Annotated in this window: 12 protein-coding genes; 1 reads left to right on the top strand and 11 read right to left on the bottom strand. The window is 69.8% G+C overall.

Going from position 1 to position 16,904, the window contains the following annotated elements:
* Positions 1–32: 32 nt before the first annotated feature.
* The 11 genes from ACN6LD_RS21420 to ACN6LD_RS21370 form a co-directional block, all read right to left on the bottom strand.
* Complete coding sequence (locus ACN6LD_RS21420) at positions 33–1,982, bottom strand: TIGR03960 family B12-binding radical SAM protein (protein ID WP_319193519.1); 1,950 nt, start codon at positions 1,980–1,982, stop codon at positions 33–35.
* A 120-nt stretch (positions 1,983–2,102) separates the two neighbouring features.
* The gene (locus ACN6LD_RS21415; protein WP_445044022.1) at positions 2,103–3,743 is read right to left on the bottom strand and encodes a CYTH and CHAD domain-containing protein; all 1,641 of its coding nucleotides are present in this window, start codon (positions 3,741–3,743) and stop codon (positions 2,103–2,105) included.
* 92 nt (positions 3,744–3,835) lie between these two features.
* Complete coding sequence (gene rodA / locus ACN6LD_RS21410; protein ID WP_319193522.1) at positions 3,836–5,035, bottom strand: rod shape-determining protein RodA; 1,200 nt, start codon at positions 5,033–5,035, stop codon at positions 3,836–3,838.
* Entirely contained in the window at positions 5,032–7,281 is a 2,250-nt protein-coding gene (mrdA, locus tag ACN6LD_RS21405) for a penicillin-binding protein 2 (RefSeq protein WP_319193523.1), read from the bottom strand. Before mrdA ends, rodA begins: the two co-directional genes overlap by 4 nt.
* A gap of 142 nt (positions 7,282–7,423) precedes the next feature.
* Positions 7,424–8,095, bottom strand: coding sequence for a rod shape-determining protein MreD (gene mreD / locus ACN6LD_RS21400; RefSeq protein WP_266717688.1), 672 nt, complete (start codon positions 8,093–8,095; stop codon positions 7,424–7,426).
* A 15-nt stretch (positions 8,096–8,110) separates the two neighbouring features.
* Positions 8,111–9,049, bottom strand: a complete 939-nt coding sequence (gene mreC, locus ACN6LD_RS21395) for a rod shape-determining protein MreC (RefSeq protein WP_319193524.1) — start codon at positions 9,047–9,049, stop codon at positions 8,111–8,113.
* A gap of 203 nt (positions 9,050–9,252) precedes the next feature.
* Entirely contained in the window at positions 9,253–10,272 is a 1,020-nt protein-coding gene (locus ACN6LD_RS21390) for a rod shape-determining protein (protein WP_054244925.1), read from the bottom strand.
* Between the two features lie 231 nt (positions 10,273–10,503).
* Complete coding sequence (gene ndk / locus ACN6LD_RS21385; protein WP_107443950.1) at positions 10,504–10,917, bottom strand: nucleoside-diphosphate kinase; 414 nt, start codon at positions 10,915–10,917, stop codon at positions 10,504–10,506.
* Between the two features lie 106 nt (positions 10,918–11,023).
* Positions 11,024–11,389: a DUF4233 domain-containing protein gene (locus ACN6LD_RS21380; protein ID WP_319193526.1), complete on the bottom strand. Its 366-nt coding sequence runs from the start codon at positions 11,387–11,389 to the stop codon at positions 11,024–11,026.
* A gap of 7 nt (positions 11,390–11,396) precedes the next feature.
* On the bottom strand, positions 11,397–12,929 hold the full coding sequence (gene folC / locus ACN6LD_RS21375; RefSeq protein ID WP_445044021.1) for a bifunctional tetrahydrofolate synthase/dihydrofolate synthase: 1,533 nt from the start codon (positions 12,927–12,929) through the stop codon (positions 11,397–11,399).
* A 127-nt stretch (positions 12,930–13,056) separates the two neighbouring features.
* Positions 13,057–15,708: a valine--tRNA ligase gene (locus tag ACN6LD_RS21370; protein ID WP_319193528.1), complete on the bottom strand. Its 2,652-nt coding sequence runs from the start codon at positions 15,706–15,708 to the stop codon at positions 13,057–13,059.
* A gap of 136 nt (positions 15,709–15,844) precedes the next feature.
* Between ACN6LD_RS21370 and ACN6LD_RS21365 the strand changes: the two genes are divergently transcribed.
* A complete protein-coding gene (locus tag ACN6LD_RS21365) occupies positions 15,845–16,858 on the top strand; it encodes a hypothetical protein (RefSeq protein WP_445044020.1) in 1,014 nt (337 codons plus the stop codon).
* Positions 16,859–16,904: the final 46 nt, after the last annotated feature.

Here is a 16,904-nt window from a genome sequence, read left to right as displayed (position 1 = left end):
TTCCGCCGGGAAAGGGGGGCCGTTCGCCGGACTCAGTGCGCGTGCCCGCTGCCCGCCGGCTGCTTCACGGTCAGCGGCAGCAGCTTCTGGCCGGTCGGGCCGATCTGGATGTGGGTGTCCATCGCCGGGCACACACCGCAGTCGAAGCAGGGGGTCCAGCGGCAGTCCTCGACCTCGGTCTCGTCGAGGGCGTCCTGCCAGTCCTCCCAGAGCCAGTCCTTGTCGAGGCCCGAGTCCAGGTGGTCCCAGGGCAGGACCTCCTCGTAGGTCTTCTCCCGGGTCGTGTACCAGTCGACGTCCACGCCGAAGGCGGGCAGCGTCTTGTCGGCGCAGCTCATCCAGCGGTCGTAGGAGAAGTGCTCGCGCCAGCCGTCGAAGCGGCCGCCGTCCTCGTAGACGGCCCGGATGACCGCGCCGATGCGGCGGTCGCCGCGCGAGAGCAGGCCCTCGACGATGCCGGGCTTGCCGTCGTGGTAGCGGAAGCCGATGGAGCGGCCGTACTTCTTGTCGCCGCGGATCTTGTCCCGGAGCTTCTGCAGGCGCGCGTCCGTCTCCTCGGCGGAGAGCTGGGGGGCCCACTGGAAGGGGGTGTGCGGCTTGGGCACGAACCCGCCGATGGAGACCGTGCAGCGGATGTCGTTCTGACCGGAGACCTTGCGGCCCTCGGCGATCACGTTCATCGCCATGTCGGCGATCTGCAGAACGTCCTCGTCCGTCTCCGTGGGCAGGCCGCACATGAAGTACAGCTTCACCTGACGCCAGCCGTTGCCGTACGCGGTGGAGACGGTGCGGATCAGGTCCTCCTCGGAGACCATCTTGTTGATGACCTTGCGCATGCGCTCCGAGCCGCCCTCGGGCGCGAACGTCAGGCCGGAGCGGCGACCGTTGCGCGTCAGCTCGTTCGCGAGGTCGACGTTGAAGGCGTCCACGCGGGTGGAGGGGAGGGACAGGCCGATCTTGTCCTCCTCGTAGCGGTCCGCGAGTCCCTTGGCGACCTCGCCGATCTCGCTGTGGTCGGCGCTCGACAGCGAGAGCAGGCCGACCTCCTCGAAGCCGGTGGCCTTCAGGCCCTTCTCCACCATCTCGCCGATGCCCGTGATGGACCGCTCGCGCACCGGGCGGGTGATCATGCCGGCCTGGCAGAAACGGCAGCCCCGGGTGCAGCCGCGGAAGATCTCCACCGACATGCGCTCATGGACCGTCTCGGCGAGCGGGACCAGCGGCTGCTTGGGGTAGGGCCACTCGTCGAGGTCCATGACCGTGTGCTTGGACACGCGCCACGGCACGCCCGACCTGTTCGGCACCACACGCGCGATCCGGCCGTCCGGCAGGTACTCGACGTCGTAGAACCGCGGGATGTACACCGCGCCCGTCTTCGCGAGGCGGAGGAGGACCTCCTCGCGGCCGCCGGGCCGGCCCTCGGACTTCCACTCGCGGATGATCTTCGTCATGTCGAGGACGGCCTGCTCGCCGTCGCCGATGACCGCCGCGTCGATGAAGTCGGCGATCGGCTCGGGGTTGAAGGCCGCGTGGCCGCCCGCGAGGACGATCGGGTCGTCGATCGTGCGGTCCGCGGCCTCCAGCGGGATGCCGGCCAGGTCCAGGGCGGTCAGCATGTTCGTGTAGCCCAGCTCCGTGGAGAAGGACAGACCGAAGACGTCGAACGCCTTCACCGGACGGTGGCTGTCCACGGTGAACTGCGGGACGGCGTGCTCCCGCATCAGCGCCTCCAGGTCCGGCCACACGCTGTAGGTGCGCTCGGCGAGGACGCCCTCCTGCTCGTTCAGCACCTCGTAGAGGATCATGACGCCCTGGTTGGGCAGGCCGACCTCGTAGGCGTCCGGGTACATCAGCGCCCAGCGGACGTCTGAGGACTCCCAGGGCTTGACCGTGGAGTTGAGCTCGCCGCCCACGTACTGGATCGGCTTCTGCACATGCGGGAGCAGTGCTTCGAGCTGCGGGAAGACCGACTCGACAGACATCGCGGGGGCACCTTCGTGAGCGGACTGGGGGGTCCCCCCGGGCGGAGGCTGGGGGGTGACCATCTAGCCTAACCCGGCCGCAGACCTCCCCCACCCCCGTGAGAACCGCCGCGGCCGCCGTCAAACCTCCGTCGCGCCGCGGATCCGCTCCCAGGCCGCCGGCAGCTCCAGCTCCACCAGCTCGGCCCGCCGCTCCTCCCGTCCGTACAGGAGCCCGTACGTGAACGCGCTCTCGCCCGCCGCGTGCGCCACGGCGGACAGCTCGCGCAGGGTCTGCCGGGCCATGACGCTGTCCTGGTGCTCACCGAGCAGGCTCTGCAGCGACTTCATGGACTTGGCCAGCGCCTTGGCCGGCCGGCCGATCGCCGGAGTCGCCGTCTCCGCCGCGTACCGGGTCCGCTTGGCCTTCTTGCGCGCCTCGTGCAGGCCCTCGTCCCGGTCGCGGCCCGGCGGCGCCTCCAGGGCCTGCTCGACGAGGTCGGACACCTTCCCCAGGTCCGCTCGCACGGCCTTGGCGAGGACCTTGGCCGGCTTGCCCTCGGCCGCAGGCCGCAGCGGCGGTTGGGCGACGAACGCGTCGAGGGCGTCCAGCAGGGTCAGGTAACGCGCCGAGTCGAGGACGCCCAGCAGCCGGCGGCGGGAGCCGTGGTGCTGCGCCTTGGCCCAGGTCTGCAGCCGTTCGCCGACCGGGCCCGAGACGAGGGTGCTCGGCAGGCCGTCGAGACCTTCCCCGAGGCGTTCGGCCAGCACCTCCTGGTCACGGCCCACGCCCAGCTCGCCGGCCAGCCACTTCAGCTCGACGCCGATCGGGTCGGTGACGTCCCGGTCGAGGACCTTGCGGAACGAGCGGAACGTGCTGCGCAGCCGACGGGTGGCGACGCGCATGTCGTGCACGGCGTCCTCGGTGTCCTGGCGGACGGCCGGATCCAGCGCGAGGATCGCGTCCCGCTGCGCACGGACATACGCCAGCACATGATCACCGGCGGTCACGGGCTCCCGGTCCGGGGCCTTGTGCCCCGCCCCTTCCGCCTCGACCGCCGCCTTCCCCTTGGCGTCGCTCTTCCTCTTGGCGTCGCTTTTCCCCTTGGCGTCGCCCTTTCCCTTCGCCGCCGCCTTCGCCTCGTCGCCCTCGGCAGCAGCCTTCGCCCTGGCCCGCTTCTTCCTGGGCGCCGTCTCCGCCAGCGCCCGCGCCAGCTTCGACGCCGACTTCGAGGGCCGCACGCCCGACTTGCGCAACCTCTTGTCCAGCGTGTCGAGCACGGCCGGATCGCCGCCGTCGGCGAGCTCCACCTCGATCTCGGTCCACTGGGCCCTGCCCTCGCCGCCGAACAGCCGGTCCGCCCTGACGGCGTCCACGCTGGCCTCGGCGAGCAGCCGGCCCTCGGCGTCGAGAAGGAGGCGGACGTCACGCGCCGACCGGAGCCGCACCACGGGCACCAGCTGTCCCTCGCGGACGCGGGAGCGCACCAGCCCGGCGAGCTCGTCGGGCACGGCGTCGGAGAGCGGGGCCCGGATCTCGTCCCGGACGCCGGCCGCGACGGGGAGTTTCAGGTGCCAGCCGGCGTCGGATCCTCCGGTGCGACGGCGCAGCGTGATGGACGCCGCGGCCAGTCGCAGGTCGGACGTGTCGTAGTAGATCGCGTCCAGCTCGGCGACGCCTTGGTCGAGGACGGACGCGACCCCGGCCACGCCGGTGAGGTCGGGCAGCCCGCTGTCATCGGATTCGTACTTGCGCTCGATCTCGCGTTTCGTCTCCGCCATGAATCGAATCTAGTCGGAGTCGGGCCCGCACGGCAGGGCGTACGGGCCCGGACAGCGGCCGAACTCGGGGAAACCACAAGGTCTCCGCGCGTTTACGCGGACATCGGCCGCTGCACCCGGATGGACTGCAGCAGTCCCACCGCCACCCAGACGGCGAACATCGACGTGCCGCCGTAAGAGACGAAGGGCAGCGGCAGACCGGTCACGGGCATGATGCCCAGGGTCATCCCGATGTTCTCGAAGGACTGGAAGGCGAACCAGGCCACGATGCCCGCGGCGACGATCGTGCCGTACAGCTCCGTGGTCTCACGCGCTATCCGGCACGCGCGCCAGAGGACCACACCGAGCAGGACGATGATCAGACCCGCGCCCAGGAACCCCAGCTCCTCGCCCGCAACGGTGAAGACGAAGTCCGTCTGCTGTTCCGGGACGAACTGGCCCGTCGTCTGTGAGCCGTGGAACAGACCGGCGCCGGAGAGACCGCCGGAGCCGATCGCGATGCGGGCCTGGTTGGTGTTGTAGCCGACCCCCGCGGGGTCGAGGCTGGGGTTGGCGAAGGCGGCGAAGCGGGCGATCTGGTAGTCGTCCAGGATGTGCAGCTGCCATACGGCGACGGCACCGGCCGTGCCCGCGCCGAGCAGTCCGAAGACCCAGCGGTTGGAGGCTCCGGAGGCCAGCAGCACCCCCAGCACGATCATCACCATGACCATGACGGACCCGAGGTCGGGCATCAGCATCACGATCAGCATGGGGACGGCCGCGAGGCCGAGGGCCTGGAGCACCGTGCGATGGTCGGGGTAGAGCTTGTCGCCCGCGTCGACCCGGGCCGCGAGCAGCATGGCCATGCCCAGGATGATCGTGATCTTCACGAACTCGGAGGGCTGCAGCGAGAAGCCGCCGCCGACGACGATCCAGGAGTGCGCGCCGTTGACCGTCGAGCCCAGCGGGGTCAGCACCGCCAGGATCCCCATGAGCGAGAGTCCGTAGAGGACGGGCACCGCGTTGCGCAGGGAGCGGTGGCCGAGCCAGACCGTGCCGATCATCAGGCAGATCCCGATGCCGGTGTTCATGAGGTGTCGGATGAGGAAGTAGTACGGGTCGCCCTGGTTGATCTCGGTGCGGTTGCGGGTCGCCGAGAAGACCAGGAGCGAGCCGATCAGGGACAGGGCGATCGCCGACGTCAGGATCGGCCAGTCCAGCCGCCGGGCCAGCGAGTCACGGGCGAAGACCCGGGTCCAGCCGGCCCGTTCGGGCCCGTATCCGGAGACGGAGAAACCGTTCGCGCCGCTCATGTGCACATCCTCCGGCTTCCCCTCTTCCGCCGTCGCCTGCGGGTGTCGCGGTTGGGATCGGTGTTCTGCTGGACGGTGGCCGCGGTCTGCGTCTCGTCCGGCTTCGGAGCGGTCTGCTGGCTGGCGCGCTGCTCCTTGGCCGGGTCCTTCGAGACCTTCGGGGACTTGATCGTGCCGTCCGCCTGGACCTTCGGCAGACCGACCTGCGGGGTGGGCAGCAGGGCGTTCTTCTTGTCGATCTTGCCGTCGTCCGAGACGCCGTACATCGCGTTGTAGATGTGCCGCACGGCCTCACCGGAGGCGCCCGAGCCGGTACCGGCCTGAGCGATCGTCATGACGACCGTGTAGTCCTTGCTGTACGTGGCCAGCCAGGACGTCGTCTGCTTGCCGTAGACCTCCGCGGTACCGGTCTTGGCGTGCAGCGGGATCTCCTTCTGCGGCCAGCCGCCGAACTTCCAGGCGGCGGTACCGCGGGTGACCACGCCCTCCAAGGCCGCGTCCATGCCCTTGATCGTGGCCTTGTCGACCGGCAGCCGGCCCTTGGGCCTGGGCTTGATCTCCTGGACGGTCCTGCCGTCGGCGCTGACGATGGCCTTGCCGATGGTCGGGGTGTACATCGTGCCGCCGTTGGCGAGCGCCCCGTAGATCACGGCCTCCTGAACCGGGGTGACGAGGGTGTCGCCCTGGCCGATGGAGTAGTTGATCGAGTCGCCCTCGCGCATCTTGTTGCCCTCGAGGCAGTTCTCGTACGCGATCATCTCGACATACGTGCCGCCCTTTTTGCCGTACTTGCACCAGGAGTCCTTGTTGGCCTTCCAGTAGGACTCCTTCCACTGACGGTCCGGGACACGGCCGGTGACCTCGTTGGGCAGGTCGACGCCGGTCTCCTTGCCGAGGCCGAACTGGTGGGCCGCCTTGTAGAAGTAGTCCTTGGGCTCACCCTTCTTCGGGTTGATGCCGCCGTCCTTCTTCCACTCCCGGTCCGCGAGGCCGTAGAAGACGGTGTCGCAGGAGACCTCGAGGGCCCGGCCGAGCGAGATCGGGCCGAAGCTCTCTCCCTCGAAGTTCTTGAAGACCTGGCCGCCCACCGAGTACGAGCTGGTGCACGGGTAGCCGCCGTCCCACTCGTAACCCGCCTCGACCGCGGCGGCCGTGGAGACCACCTTGAACGTCGAACCGGGCGCCGACTGACCCTGTATGGCCCGGTTGAGCAGCGGGTAGTCGGAGTTCTTGCCGGTGAGCTTCTTGTAGTCCTTGGCGGAGATCCCGCCGACCCAGACGTTGGGGTCGTAGGCCGGGGCGGACGCCATGGCGACGACCCGGCCGGTCTTGGCCTCCATCACCACGACCGCCCCGGAGTCGGCCTTGTAGTTCTCGCCGGTGATCTTGTCGAACGACTCGCGTGCCACCTTCATCGCGTTGCTCAGCTCGTACTCGGCGACCCGCTGGACGCGGGCGTCGATGCTGGTGACGAGATTGGCGCCGGGCTGCGCCTCGTCCGCCTCGGCCTCGCCGATGACGCGGCCGAGGTTGTCGACCTCGTAGCGGGTGACGCCGGCCTTGCCGCGCAGCTCCTTGTCGTACTGGCGCTCCAGGCCGGAGCGGCCGACCTGGTCGGAACGCAGGTAGGGCGAGTCGCTGTCCTGGGCCTTGGTGATCTCGTCGTCGGTGACCGGAGAGAGATAGCCGAGGACCTGGGCCGTGTTGGCGTTGCCGGGGGCCGCGTAACGACGCACGGCCTCGGGCTCGGCGGTGATGCCGGGGAAGTCCTCGGCGCGTTCGCGGATCTGGAGCGCCTGCTTGGCGGTCGCCTCGTCGGTGATGGGGATCGGCTGGTACGGCGAGCCGTTCCAACAGGGCTGGGGGGTCTTCGCGTCGCACAGCCGGACCTTCTGCGCGACCTCGTCCGGCTTCATGCCGAGGACGCCCGCGAGCTTGGCCAGAACCGCCTTGCCGTCGTCCTTCTGCTTCAGCAGGTCGGTGCGGGAGGCGGAGACCACGAGCCGTGTCTCGTTGTCGGCGAGAGGCACCCCGCGCGCGTCCAGGATCGAGCCGCGCACCGCGGGCTCGACCACCTGCTGGACGTGGTTGCCGGAGGCCTCCTTGGCGTACGCCGCGCCCTCCCGGATCTGGAGGTACCACAGACGGCCGCCGAGGGTGCCGAGCAGGGAGAGGACGAGGATCTGGATCACGACGAGCCGGATCTGGACCCGTGGGGTCCGACCGGTCTCGGGGATGTTGGTCACTGCGGCTGCTCCCCCTCTCGGTGCGCGAACACATGTGCGCGGACGAATGATGAACGATCAGCCTGTGAGGCCTCGTTCCGCCTGACCTTGCCCCGTTCGGGTGATTCCTCCACGGACGCGCTCCCCGCGCGGGCACCGGCGCTCACAGGCGCTTGACCCCCTTGATGCGGCCCGCCCGGGTCGCCCGTGACTTGGCCGCCTTCAGCTTGAGCCCGCCGCGCTGCCCGCCGATCCGCAGGCCCGTCCCGGAGGAGAGCCAGCCGGAGGAGATGTCGGGGCTGTTCGCCGCGGAGTTGGTCTCCGCGAGGGGGTCGTTGTCGGCGCGCCGCGCCAGGAACATGATCGCGGGGACCACGAACGGCGCGAGCAGCAGGTCGTACAGGGCGGCCGTGAACAGCAGCCCGGTGAGGCCGACATGGCGGGCGGCGGTGTCGCCGACGAGGGCGCCGACCCCGGCGTACAGCAGGGTGGAGCCGATGGCGGCGCCGACCACCACGACCATCGGACCGGTGGCCGACTTGATCTGCCCGGTCTCGGGCTTGGCGAGCCCGGCGAGATAGCCGATCACGCACAGCACGAGGGCGTAGCGGCCGGCGGCGTGGTCGGCGGGGGGCGCCAGGTCGGCGAGCAGGCCGGCGCCGAAGCCGATGAGGGCGCCGCCGACATGGCCGTACACCATGGCCAGGCCCAGGACGGTGAGCAGGAGCAGGTCGGGGACGGCCCCCGGGAGGTGAAGGCGGGCGAGGACGCTCACCTGGATCACCAGGGCGACCACGACCAGCGGAACGGAGAGCAGGATCCGGTTGACGCGCATGGGGGTTGTCAGCTCCTACTGCTGCTGGCCGTCTTCGGGTGCGTTCGCGCTCGGCGTGACCGTGACGGTCACCGTCGGCGTGGGGACCGGCTTGGGCTTCGAGGGGAGCACGGTGTCGCGCGGATCCTTCTTCGGGGCCTCGACGACGACGCCCACGATGTCGAGCTTGGTGTAGCTGACGTACGGCGTGACGTAGAGGGTGCGGGTGAGGTCGCCGCCGGAGGGGTCGACGCGGGAGACGATGCCGACGGGGACGCCGGGCACGAAGGGCTTGTCGGCCTGCGAGCCGAAGGTGACCAGCCGGTCGCCCTTCTTCACGTCGGCCTTGCCGTTGAGGAGTTCGACGCGCAGCGGCCGGTCGCCCTGCCCGGAGGCGAAGCCGAGCTCGTCGGACGCCTCCATCCGGGTGCCGACGGTGAAGTCGGGGTCGCTGGCCAGCAGGACGGTCGCGGTGTTCGGGCCGACGGTGGTGACCCGCCCGACCAGCCCGTCCCCGTTGAGGACCGTCATGTCGCGCTTGACGCCGTCCCGCGCGCCGATGTCGATGGTGATGGTCCAGGAGAAGCCCTGGGCCGCTCCTATCGCGATGACCTCCGCGCCCTTGATGCCGTACTGGCCGGCGCCGGCGATCTTCAGGATCTTGTCGAGCTGCGCCAGTCGGCTGCGGTTGCGGTCGTCGCTGCCGAGCTTCGCCTTGAGAGCCGCGTTCTCCTGCTCCAGATCGGTGAGCCGGTCATGGCGTTCGCCGGAGTCGCGGACGGCGGAGACGGCGTTGCCGACGGGGTCCACCGCCGACGCCACGCCGTTCTCGATCGGGCCGAAGGCCGCGGCCGCGGCCTGCCGGGCGCCGTCGACCGGGGAGTCCTCCCCGCCGCGGATGTCCACCGTGATCAGCGCGAACGCGACGGCGATCAGCAGCACCAGGAGCAGCCGGCTCTCTCGTGTGTCCCTCACGTGCGGCGGCCGTGCCCTTCCTCGAGAAAAAACCAAGAACAGGAATCAGGATGCAGGTGTCGGGTTCCGGAAAACGGAAGCGGTAATTCGGGTAGCCCCGGGCCAGGATGGCCAAGGGCGCTTTTGTCGGAGCTTATGCCTCTGGATCAACGATCCGCCGCACGAGAGGAGATCATCCCGTACGGCGGAATCGAAGCGTTACGTCATCTGCGCGGCGCGGCGTCCAGGACCTGCTGGAGCGCCTCGAACTCCTCGACGCACTTGCCGGAGCCGAGCGCCACGCTGTCCAGCGGGTCCTCCGCGATGTGGATGGGCATGCCGGTCTCCCGGCGCAGCCGCTCGTCCAGCCCGCGCAGCAGGGCTCCGCCGCCGGTCAGAACGATTCCGCGGTCCATGATGTCGCCGGACAGCTCCGGCGGACACTTGTCGAGCGTGGTCTTCACGGCGTCGACGATCGCGTTGACCGGTTCCTCGATCGCCTTGCGCACCTCGGCGGCCGAGATGACGACGGTCTTGGGCAACCCGGACACGAGGTCCCGGCCGCGGATTTCGGTGTGCTGGTCGTCGTCGAGGTCGTAGGCGGAACCGATCGTGATCTTGATCTGCTCAGCCGTCCGCTCACCGAGGAGGAGCGAGTACTCCTTCTTGATGTGCTGGATGATCGAGCTGTCCAGCTCGTCACCCGCGACGCGGATGGACTGGGCGGTGACGATGCCGCCGAGCGAGATGACCGCGACCTCCGTGGTGCCGCCGCCGATGTCCACCACCATGTTGCCCGTGGCCTCGTGGACCGGCAGGCCGGAACCGATGGCAGCGGCCATGGGCTCCTCGATGATGTGCACCTGACGGGCGCCGGCCTGGGTCGACGCCTCGATGACGGCACGGCGCTCGACGCCCGTGATGCCCGAGGGCACGCAGACGACGACCCGCGGCCGAGCCAGATACCGCCGCTTGTGGATCTTCAGGATGAAGTAACGGAGCATCCGCTCGGTGATCTCGAAGTCGGCGATCACGCCGTCCTTCAGCGGACGCACGGCGACGATGTTGCCCGGCGTGCGCCCGATCATCTTCTTCGCTTCGGCGCCGACCGCGAGGATGCCACCGGTGTTGGTGTTGATCGCGACGACGGACGGCTCGTTGAGTACGATCCCGCGACCCCTGACGTACACCAGCGTGTTGGCGGTCCCGAGGTCGACAGCCATGTCACGGCCGATGAACGACATTGAGTTCCCCATCAGGATTCGACTGGCCTTCCATGAGCTTTGAGGGCTTTTCAGGTCGGCGAGGTGGGTGCTGTGACGTGAAGGCTTCCATCGTAAACGCGCCTGCACGAACACTGCGGAGCGGTCTCCGCCATTGTTTGCAGATGCTGTGTGGGTTCGCTTCCGGAGACGGGCGTTCGGGGGCTCACGTTCCCTCGATCGCCCGTTCAACCGCTGCGAAAGCCCCCCGGATCAGGCGCGACCGGGGAAGAAGATCTTCACCTCACGCTCGGCCGACTCCTCGGAGTCGGACGCGTGGATCAGGTTCTCGCGGACGATCACACCGTAGTCGCCGCGGATGGAGCCGGGCGCGGCGGCGATCGGGTCGGTCGGGCCGGCCAGCGCGCGCACGCCCTCGATGACCCGCTCACCCTCGACGATCAGCGCGACGACCGGGCCGGAGGCCATGAACTGCACCAGGGGCTCGTAGAAGGGCTTGCCCTTGTGCTCTCCGTAGTGCTGCTCCAGCGTGTCCTGGTCCAGGGTGCGCAGCTCCAGCGCCGTGATCCGCCAGCCGGCCTTGCGCTCGATACGGCTGATGATCTCGCCGGTCAGGCCACGACGGACGGCGTCGGGCTTGAGCAGGACGAGGGTGCGCTGGCTCACGAGGGGACTCCTTCTACTACCGGTGTGCGGTGCCGATGTTCCGGCGCCGGGTGGCGGCGCCGGCGTGTGCGGTGGGATGAGGTTACAGGGCGTGTCCCGGCGTTTGTCACACAGCGTCAGCAGGGTCCGGGGAGGGGCCTGCGGCCTGCGCGGCGAAGCGGGCCTTCGCCTCGTCGACCTTCCTGCCGTAGTGCACGGACGCCCACCACAGGGCCCCGAAGAGCACTCCCATGAAGAACATGATCGGGACGAAGAACCCGGACGCGACGAGAGCGATCTGCAGCGCCCAGCCGAGGGCGACGCCCCCGGGCCGGGTGACTGCGCCGCACAGCAGAACGCTGAGGAGCATGGCGACGCCGCAGACCGTCCACACCGTGGACGTGGACAGGTCGGCGTCCTTCATGGCGACCAGACCGGCGAAGCCGATGACGAAGAACTCGCCGATCAGGGTCGAGGAACAGAGAGTGCGCATGGTGTCCTCAGCCCTTCCCGAGGAGCAGTCGGGCCTCGCCGACGGTGATGACGGAACCGGTGACGAGGACGCCGCCGCCGGCGAACTCGCCCTCCTCCTCGGCGAGCGTGATGGCCGCCTCGAGGGCGTCCGGCAGCCGGGGCTCGACCTGGACGCGGTCGTCGCCGAACACCTCGACGGCGATCGCGGCGAGCTCGTCGGCGTCCATCGCGCGGTGGCTCGTGTTCTGGGTGATCACGACCTCGGCGAAGATCGGCTCGAAGGCCTCGAGCAGCCCCCGGACGTTCTTGTCCGCGCTGGCCCCGACCACGCCGATCAGACGGGAGAAGTCGAAGGCCTCGCCGACGGCCTCGGCGGTGGCGCGGGCGCCGGCCGGGTTGTGCGCGGCGTCCAGGACGACGGTCGGGGAGCGCCGGACGACCTCGAGGCGGCCCGGCGAGGACACCGCCGCGAACGCCTTGCGCACGGTCTCGATGTCGAGCGGTTCGGGCCGCTGGGAGCCGACGCCGAAGAACGCCTCGACGGCGGCGAGCGCCACGGCCGCGTTGTGCGCCTGGTAGGGGCCGTGCAGCGGCAGGTACACCTCGGGGTACTCGCCGCCCAGGCCGCGCAGGGTGACGAGCTGTCCGCCGACGGCGACCTGGCGGGCGACGACCCCGAACTCCAGCCCTTCCCGGGCGACCGTGGCGTCGACCTCGACGGCCTTCCTCAGCAGCACCTGCGCCGCGTCGACGGGCTGCTGGGCGAGGATGACCGTGGCGTCCTGCTTGATGATCCCGCCCTTCTCGGCGGCGATCGCCCCGGGCGTCTCCCCGAGCCGGTCGGTGTGGTCGAGATCGATGGGCGTGACGACGGCCACGTCGGCGTCGATCACGTTCGTGGCGTCCCACGAGCCGCCCATGCCGACCTCCACCACGGCGACGTCGACGGGCGCGTCGGCGAAGGCCGCGTAGGCCATGCCGGTCAGCACCTCGAAGAACGACAGCCGGTACTCCTGCATGCCGTCGACCATCTCGACGTACGCCTTGACGTCGTCGTACGTCTCGATGAACCGCTCGGCGGAGAGCGGGGCGCCGTCCAGGCTGATCCGCTCGGTGATCGACTGGACGTGGGGGCTCGTGTAGCGGCCGGTGCGCAGTTCGAAGGCGCCGAGCAGCGCCTCGATCATGCGGGCGGTCGACGTCTTGCCGTTGGTGCCGGTGATGTGGATCGAGGGGTACGAGCGCTGCGGCTCCCCCAGCACGTCCATCAGCGCGGCGATGCGGTCGACGGAGGGCTCCAGCTTGGTCTCGCCCCAGCGGGTGGCCAGCTCCGCCTCGACCTCGCGCAGGGCCTTGTCGACCTCCGGGTCCGTGGGGCGCGCGGGCGTGTCGGACTGCGGCGCGCCGCCCTGGGTGCGCAGGGTGCGGCTGCCGGCCTCGATCACCGCGAGGTCGGGGTCGCGGTCGGTCTCCTCGGCGACGATCTCGTCGAAGGGATCGAGGGGCTCGAAGGGGGCGGGCAGGTCGTCTGGGTTGCCGTTCGGGGGGAGCTCGCTCACGGGCCCAGTCTACGGACGGGCGGTGACAGAGGTGGGCGGAGGTGGCGGAGACAGGCGGAGACGGGCGAAGGCCCCCGGAATCGTGCCGGCGGCGCCGGTCCCGGGGGCCTTCGATCGTCGCGGTGTCCTACGCCTGCGGCAGACGCTCCAGCTGAGCCTGGATACGCGCGATGTCCTCGTCCGCCTTGGCGAGGCGGGTGCGGATCTTGTCGACCACGTTGTCCGGGGCCTTCGCCAGGAACGCCTCGTTGCCGAGCTTGGCGTTGGCCTGGGCCTTCTCCTTCTCGGCGGCGGCCAGGTCCTTGGCGAGCCGCTTGCGCTCCGCGGCCACGTCGATCGTGCCGGACAGGTCCAGCGCGACCGTGGCGCCCGCGACCGGCAGGGTCGCCGTGGCGGAGAAGCTCTCGCCCTCGGGCTGCAGGCGCAGCAGCTGCCGGATGGCGGGCTCGTGGGACGCCAGCGCCGTGCCGTCGAGCGTCAGGCGGGCGGGGACCCGCTGGCCCGGCTGGAGACCCTGGTCGGCGCGGAAGCGGCGGACCTCGGTGATGACCGACTTCAGGCTCTCGATCTCCCGCTCCGCGGCGGCGTCCCGGAAGCCCCCCGGGGCGTCGGCCCCGGGAACGGACACGGCGGTCGGCCACTCGGCGATGACGAGGGACTCGCCGCCGGTCAGCGTCGTCCAGAGGGTCTCCGTGACGAACGGGACGATCGGGTGCAGCAGCTTCAGCGTGACGTCGAGGACCTCGCCGAGGACGCGGCCGGAGACCTTCGCGGGTTCCCCGCCGGCCATGAACGTCGTCTTCGACAGCTCGACGTACCAGTCGAAGACCTCGTCCCAGGCGAAGTGGAACAGCGCATCGGAGAGCTTCGCGAACTGGTAGTCCTCGTAGAGCGCGTCGACATCCGCGACGACGGAGTTGAGACGGGAGAGGATCCAGCGGTCGGCCGCCGACATCTGCGAGGCGTCCGGCAGCGGGCCGTCGACCGTGGCGCCGTTCATCAGCGCGAAGCGCGTCGCGTTCCAGATCTTGTTGGCGAAATTGCGGGAGCCCTGGACCCAGTCCTCGCCGATCGGGACGTCGACGCCGGGGTTGGCGCCGCGCGCGAGGGTGAAGCGGAGCGCGTCGGAGCCGTACTTGTCCATCCAGTCCAGCGGGTTGACCGCGTTGCCGAAGGACTTCGACATCTTCTTGCCGAACTGGTCGCGGACCATGCCGTGCAGGGCGATGGTGTGGAACGGCGGAGTGCCGTCCATCGCGTACAGGCCGAACATCATCATCCGGGCGACCCAGAAGAAGAGGATGTCGTAGCCGGTGACCAGGACGGAGTTCGGGTAGAACTTCGCGAGCGACTCGGTCTGTTCGGGCCAGCCGAGCGTCGAGAAGGGCCACAGGCCGGAGGAGAACCAGGTGTCGAGGACGTCGGTGTCCTGCCGCCATCCCTCGCCGGTCGGCGCCTCGTCGTCGGGACCGACGCAGACGACCTCGCCGTTCGGCCCGTACCAGACGGGGATGCGGTGACCCCACCACAACTGCCGCGAGATGCACCAGTCGTGGAGGTTGTCGACCCAGTCGAAGTACCGCTTCTCCATCTCCTGCGGATGGATCTTGACGCGGCCGTCGCGGACGGCGTCACCGGCGGCCTTCGCCAGCGGGCCGACCTTGACCCACCACTGCATGGACAGGCGCGGCTCGATGGTGGTCTTGCAGCGCGAGCAGTGGCCGACGGAGTGGACGTACGGGCGCTTCTCGGCGACGATCCGGCCCTCGGCGCGCAGCGCGGCGACGATGGCGGAGCGGGCCTCGAGCCGGTCCAGGCCCTGGAAGGGGCCGTGGGCGGTGATGACCGCGTGCTCGTCCATGACGGTGAGCGACGGCAGGTCGTGGCGCTGGCCGATCTCGAAGTCGTTCGGGTCGTGCGCCGGGGTCACCTTGACCGCGCCGGTGCCGAACTCGGGATCGACGTGGGTGTCGGCGACGACCGGGATGGAACGGTCCGTCAGCGGCAGCCGGATCAGCTTGCCGATCAGGTGCTTGTAGCGCTCGTCGTCGGGGTGGACGGCGACGGCCGTGTCGCCGAGCATCGTCTCGGCGCGCGTGGTGGCGACGACGATCGTGTCGTCGCCCTCGCCGTACTTCATGGAGACGAGCTCGCCGTCGTCGTCCTGGTACTCGACCTCGATGTCCGAGATCGCCGTCAGACAGCGCGGGCACCAGTTGATGATGCGCTCGGCGCGGTAGATCAGCTCGTCGTCGTAGAGCCGCTTGAAGATGGTCTGGACGGCCTGGGACAGCCCCTCGTCCATGGTGAAGCGCTCACGGGACCACGCGACGCCGTCGCCGAGGCGGCGCATCTGGCCGCTGATCTGGCCGCCGGACTCGCCCTTCCACTGCCAGACGCGCTCGACGAACGCCTCACGGCCGAGATCGTGACGGGACTTGCCCTCCTTGCCCAGTTCACGCTCGACGACGTTCTGGGTGGCGATGCCGGCGTGGTCCATGCCGGGCTGCCAGAGCGTCTCGAAGCCCTGCATGCGCTTGCGGCGGGTGAGGGCGTCGATGAGCGTGTGCTCGAAGGCGTGCCCGAGATGCAGGCTGCCCGTGACGTTCGGCGGGGGGATGACGATCGTGTACGGAGGCTTCTCGCTCTTGGCGTCCGCCTCGAAGTAGCCCCGCTCTACCCAGCGCTCGTACAGCGGCCCCTCTACGTCGGCCGGCGCGTACTGGGTCGGCAGTTCGGTGTGGGGCGCTGATGGCTGCTGCTGAGCGTTCTCGGTCACGGGCCCAGTTTAGGGGTGTCACGGGGCCGTTCCGAAACGTGTTTGCCGTGTAACGGTGGGGCCCCCGCCGCCTTGCAGACATCGGCTTTGAGCCAGGATGTGAAAATCACATAAGTATCTGGAGGGGAACCCAGGAATGAGTCACAACCAGCCGGGCCCGTACGGCGGGCAGCCCCAGCAGCCCGGACCGTACGGACAGCCCGGTCCGTACGGCCAACCGCCGCAGGCGCCCCAGCCCGGCTACGGCTACCCCCAGCAGCCTCCCGCCCCGCAGCCCGGCTACGGCTACCCGGCCCAGCCCCCGCAGGGCGTCCCGCCGCAGGCCCCGCCCTACGGCCAGCAGCCCGCGTACGGCCAGCAGCCGACCCCTCCCTACGGACAGCAGCCGCCCTACGGCCAGCCTCCCTACGGAGTCCCGCAGCCCCCGCCGCCCGGCGGCGGCGGCAAGAAGACGGGCCTGATCATCGGCGCGGTCGCGGTCGTGGCGGCGATCGGCGTGGGCGCCTACTTCGTGATCGGCGGGGGCGGCGGCGCCGGCGGCCTGAAGGACGACGGCCCGCACAGACTGGACACCCCGGCCACGGCGCTCACCGACTACAAGCGGGTCGGCAAGGGCGGCGAGAGCACCGACGCGGACACCGCCAAGTACCTGACGGCCAGCGGCGTCAAGGACGGCAAGGCCGTCATCGGTCAGTGGTCGACGGCCGACTTCGGCGACTACGACCCGCAGAACCCCGACCCCGCCGACCTGCCGAGCCAGGCCGAGCTCCTGACGGCCAGAGGGTTCTCGATGCTGGGCGGCTACGGCAAGATCGCGAACCCCGAGTCGTCGCTCGACACCTACTTCGCCGTCATCCAGAAGGAACTGCAGAGCAGCAACTCCTCCGCTTCGTCCAGCAGCACCCAGGGCAAGACCGAGCTGATCGGTCAGCCCGAGGAGGCCGACATCGACGGCGCGGTCATGAAGTGCCAGTCGCTGAAGAGCACCAACTCGCTGACCAAGAAGGAGTCGACCGACTGGTTCTGCGTCTGGGCCGACTACAGCACGATCGCCATGGTGTCCCCGGGCGACAACACCAAGAGCATCACCAAGGACGTGGCGATCGACATCACCACGAAGCTGCGCGACCAGGTCCGCGTCAAGGCCTGACACCCTGGAGCGCCGCACCTGTACGACGGAGGGGCCCCGGTCGATC

Source organism: Streptomyces sp. SAS_272 (assembly GCF_052543235.1).
The sequence above is the reverse complement of the archived record's forward strand: the minus strand, read 5'-3'. Positions and strand labels throughout refer to the sequence as shown.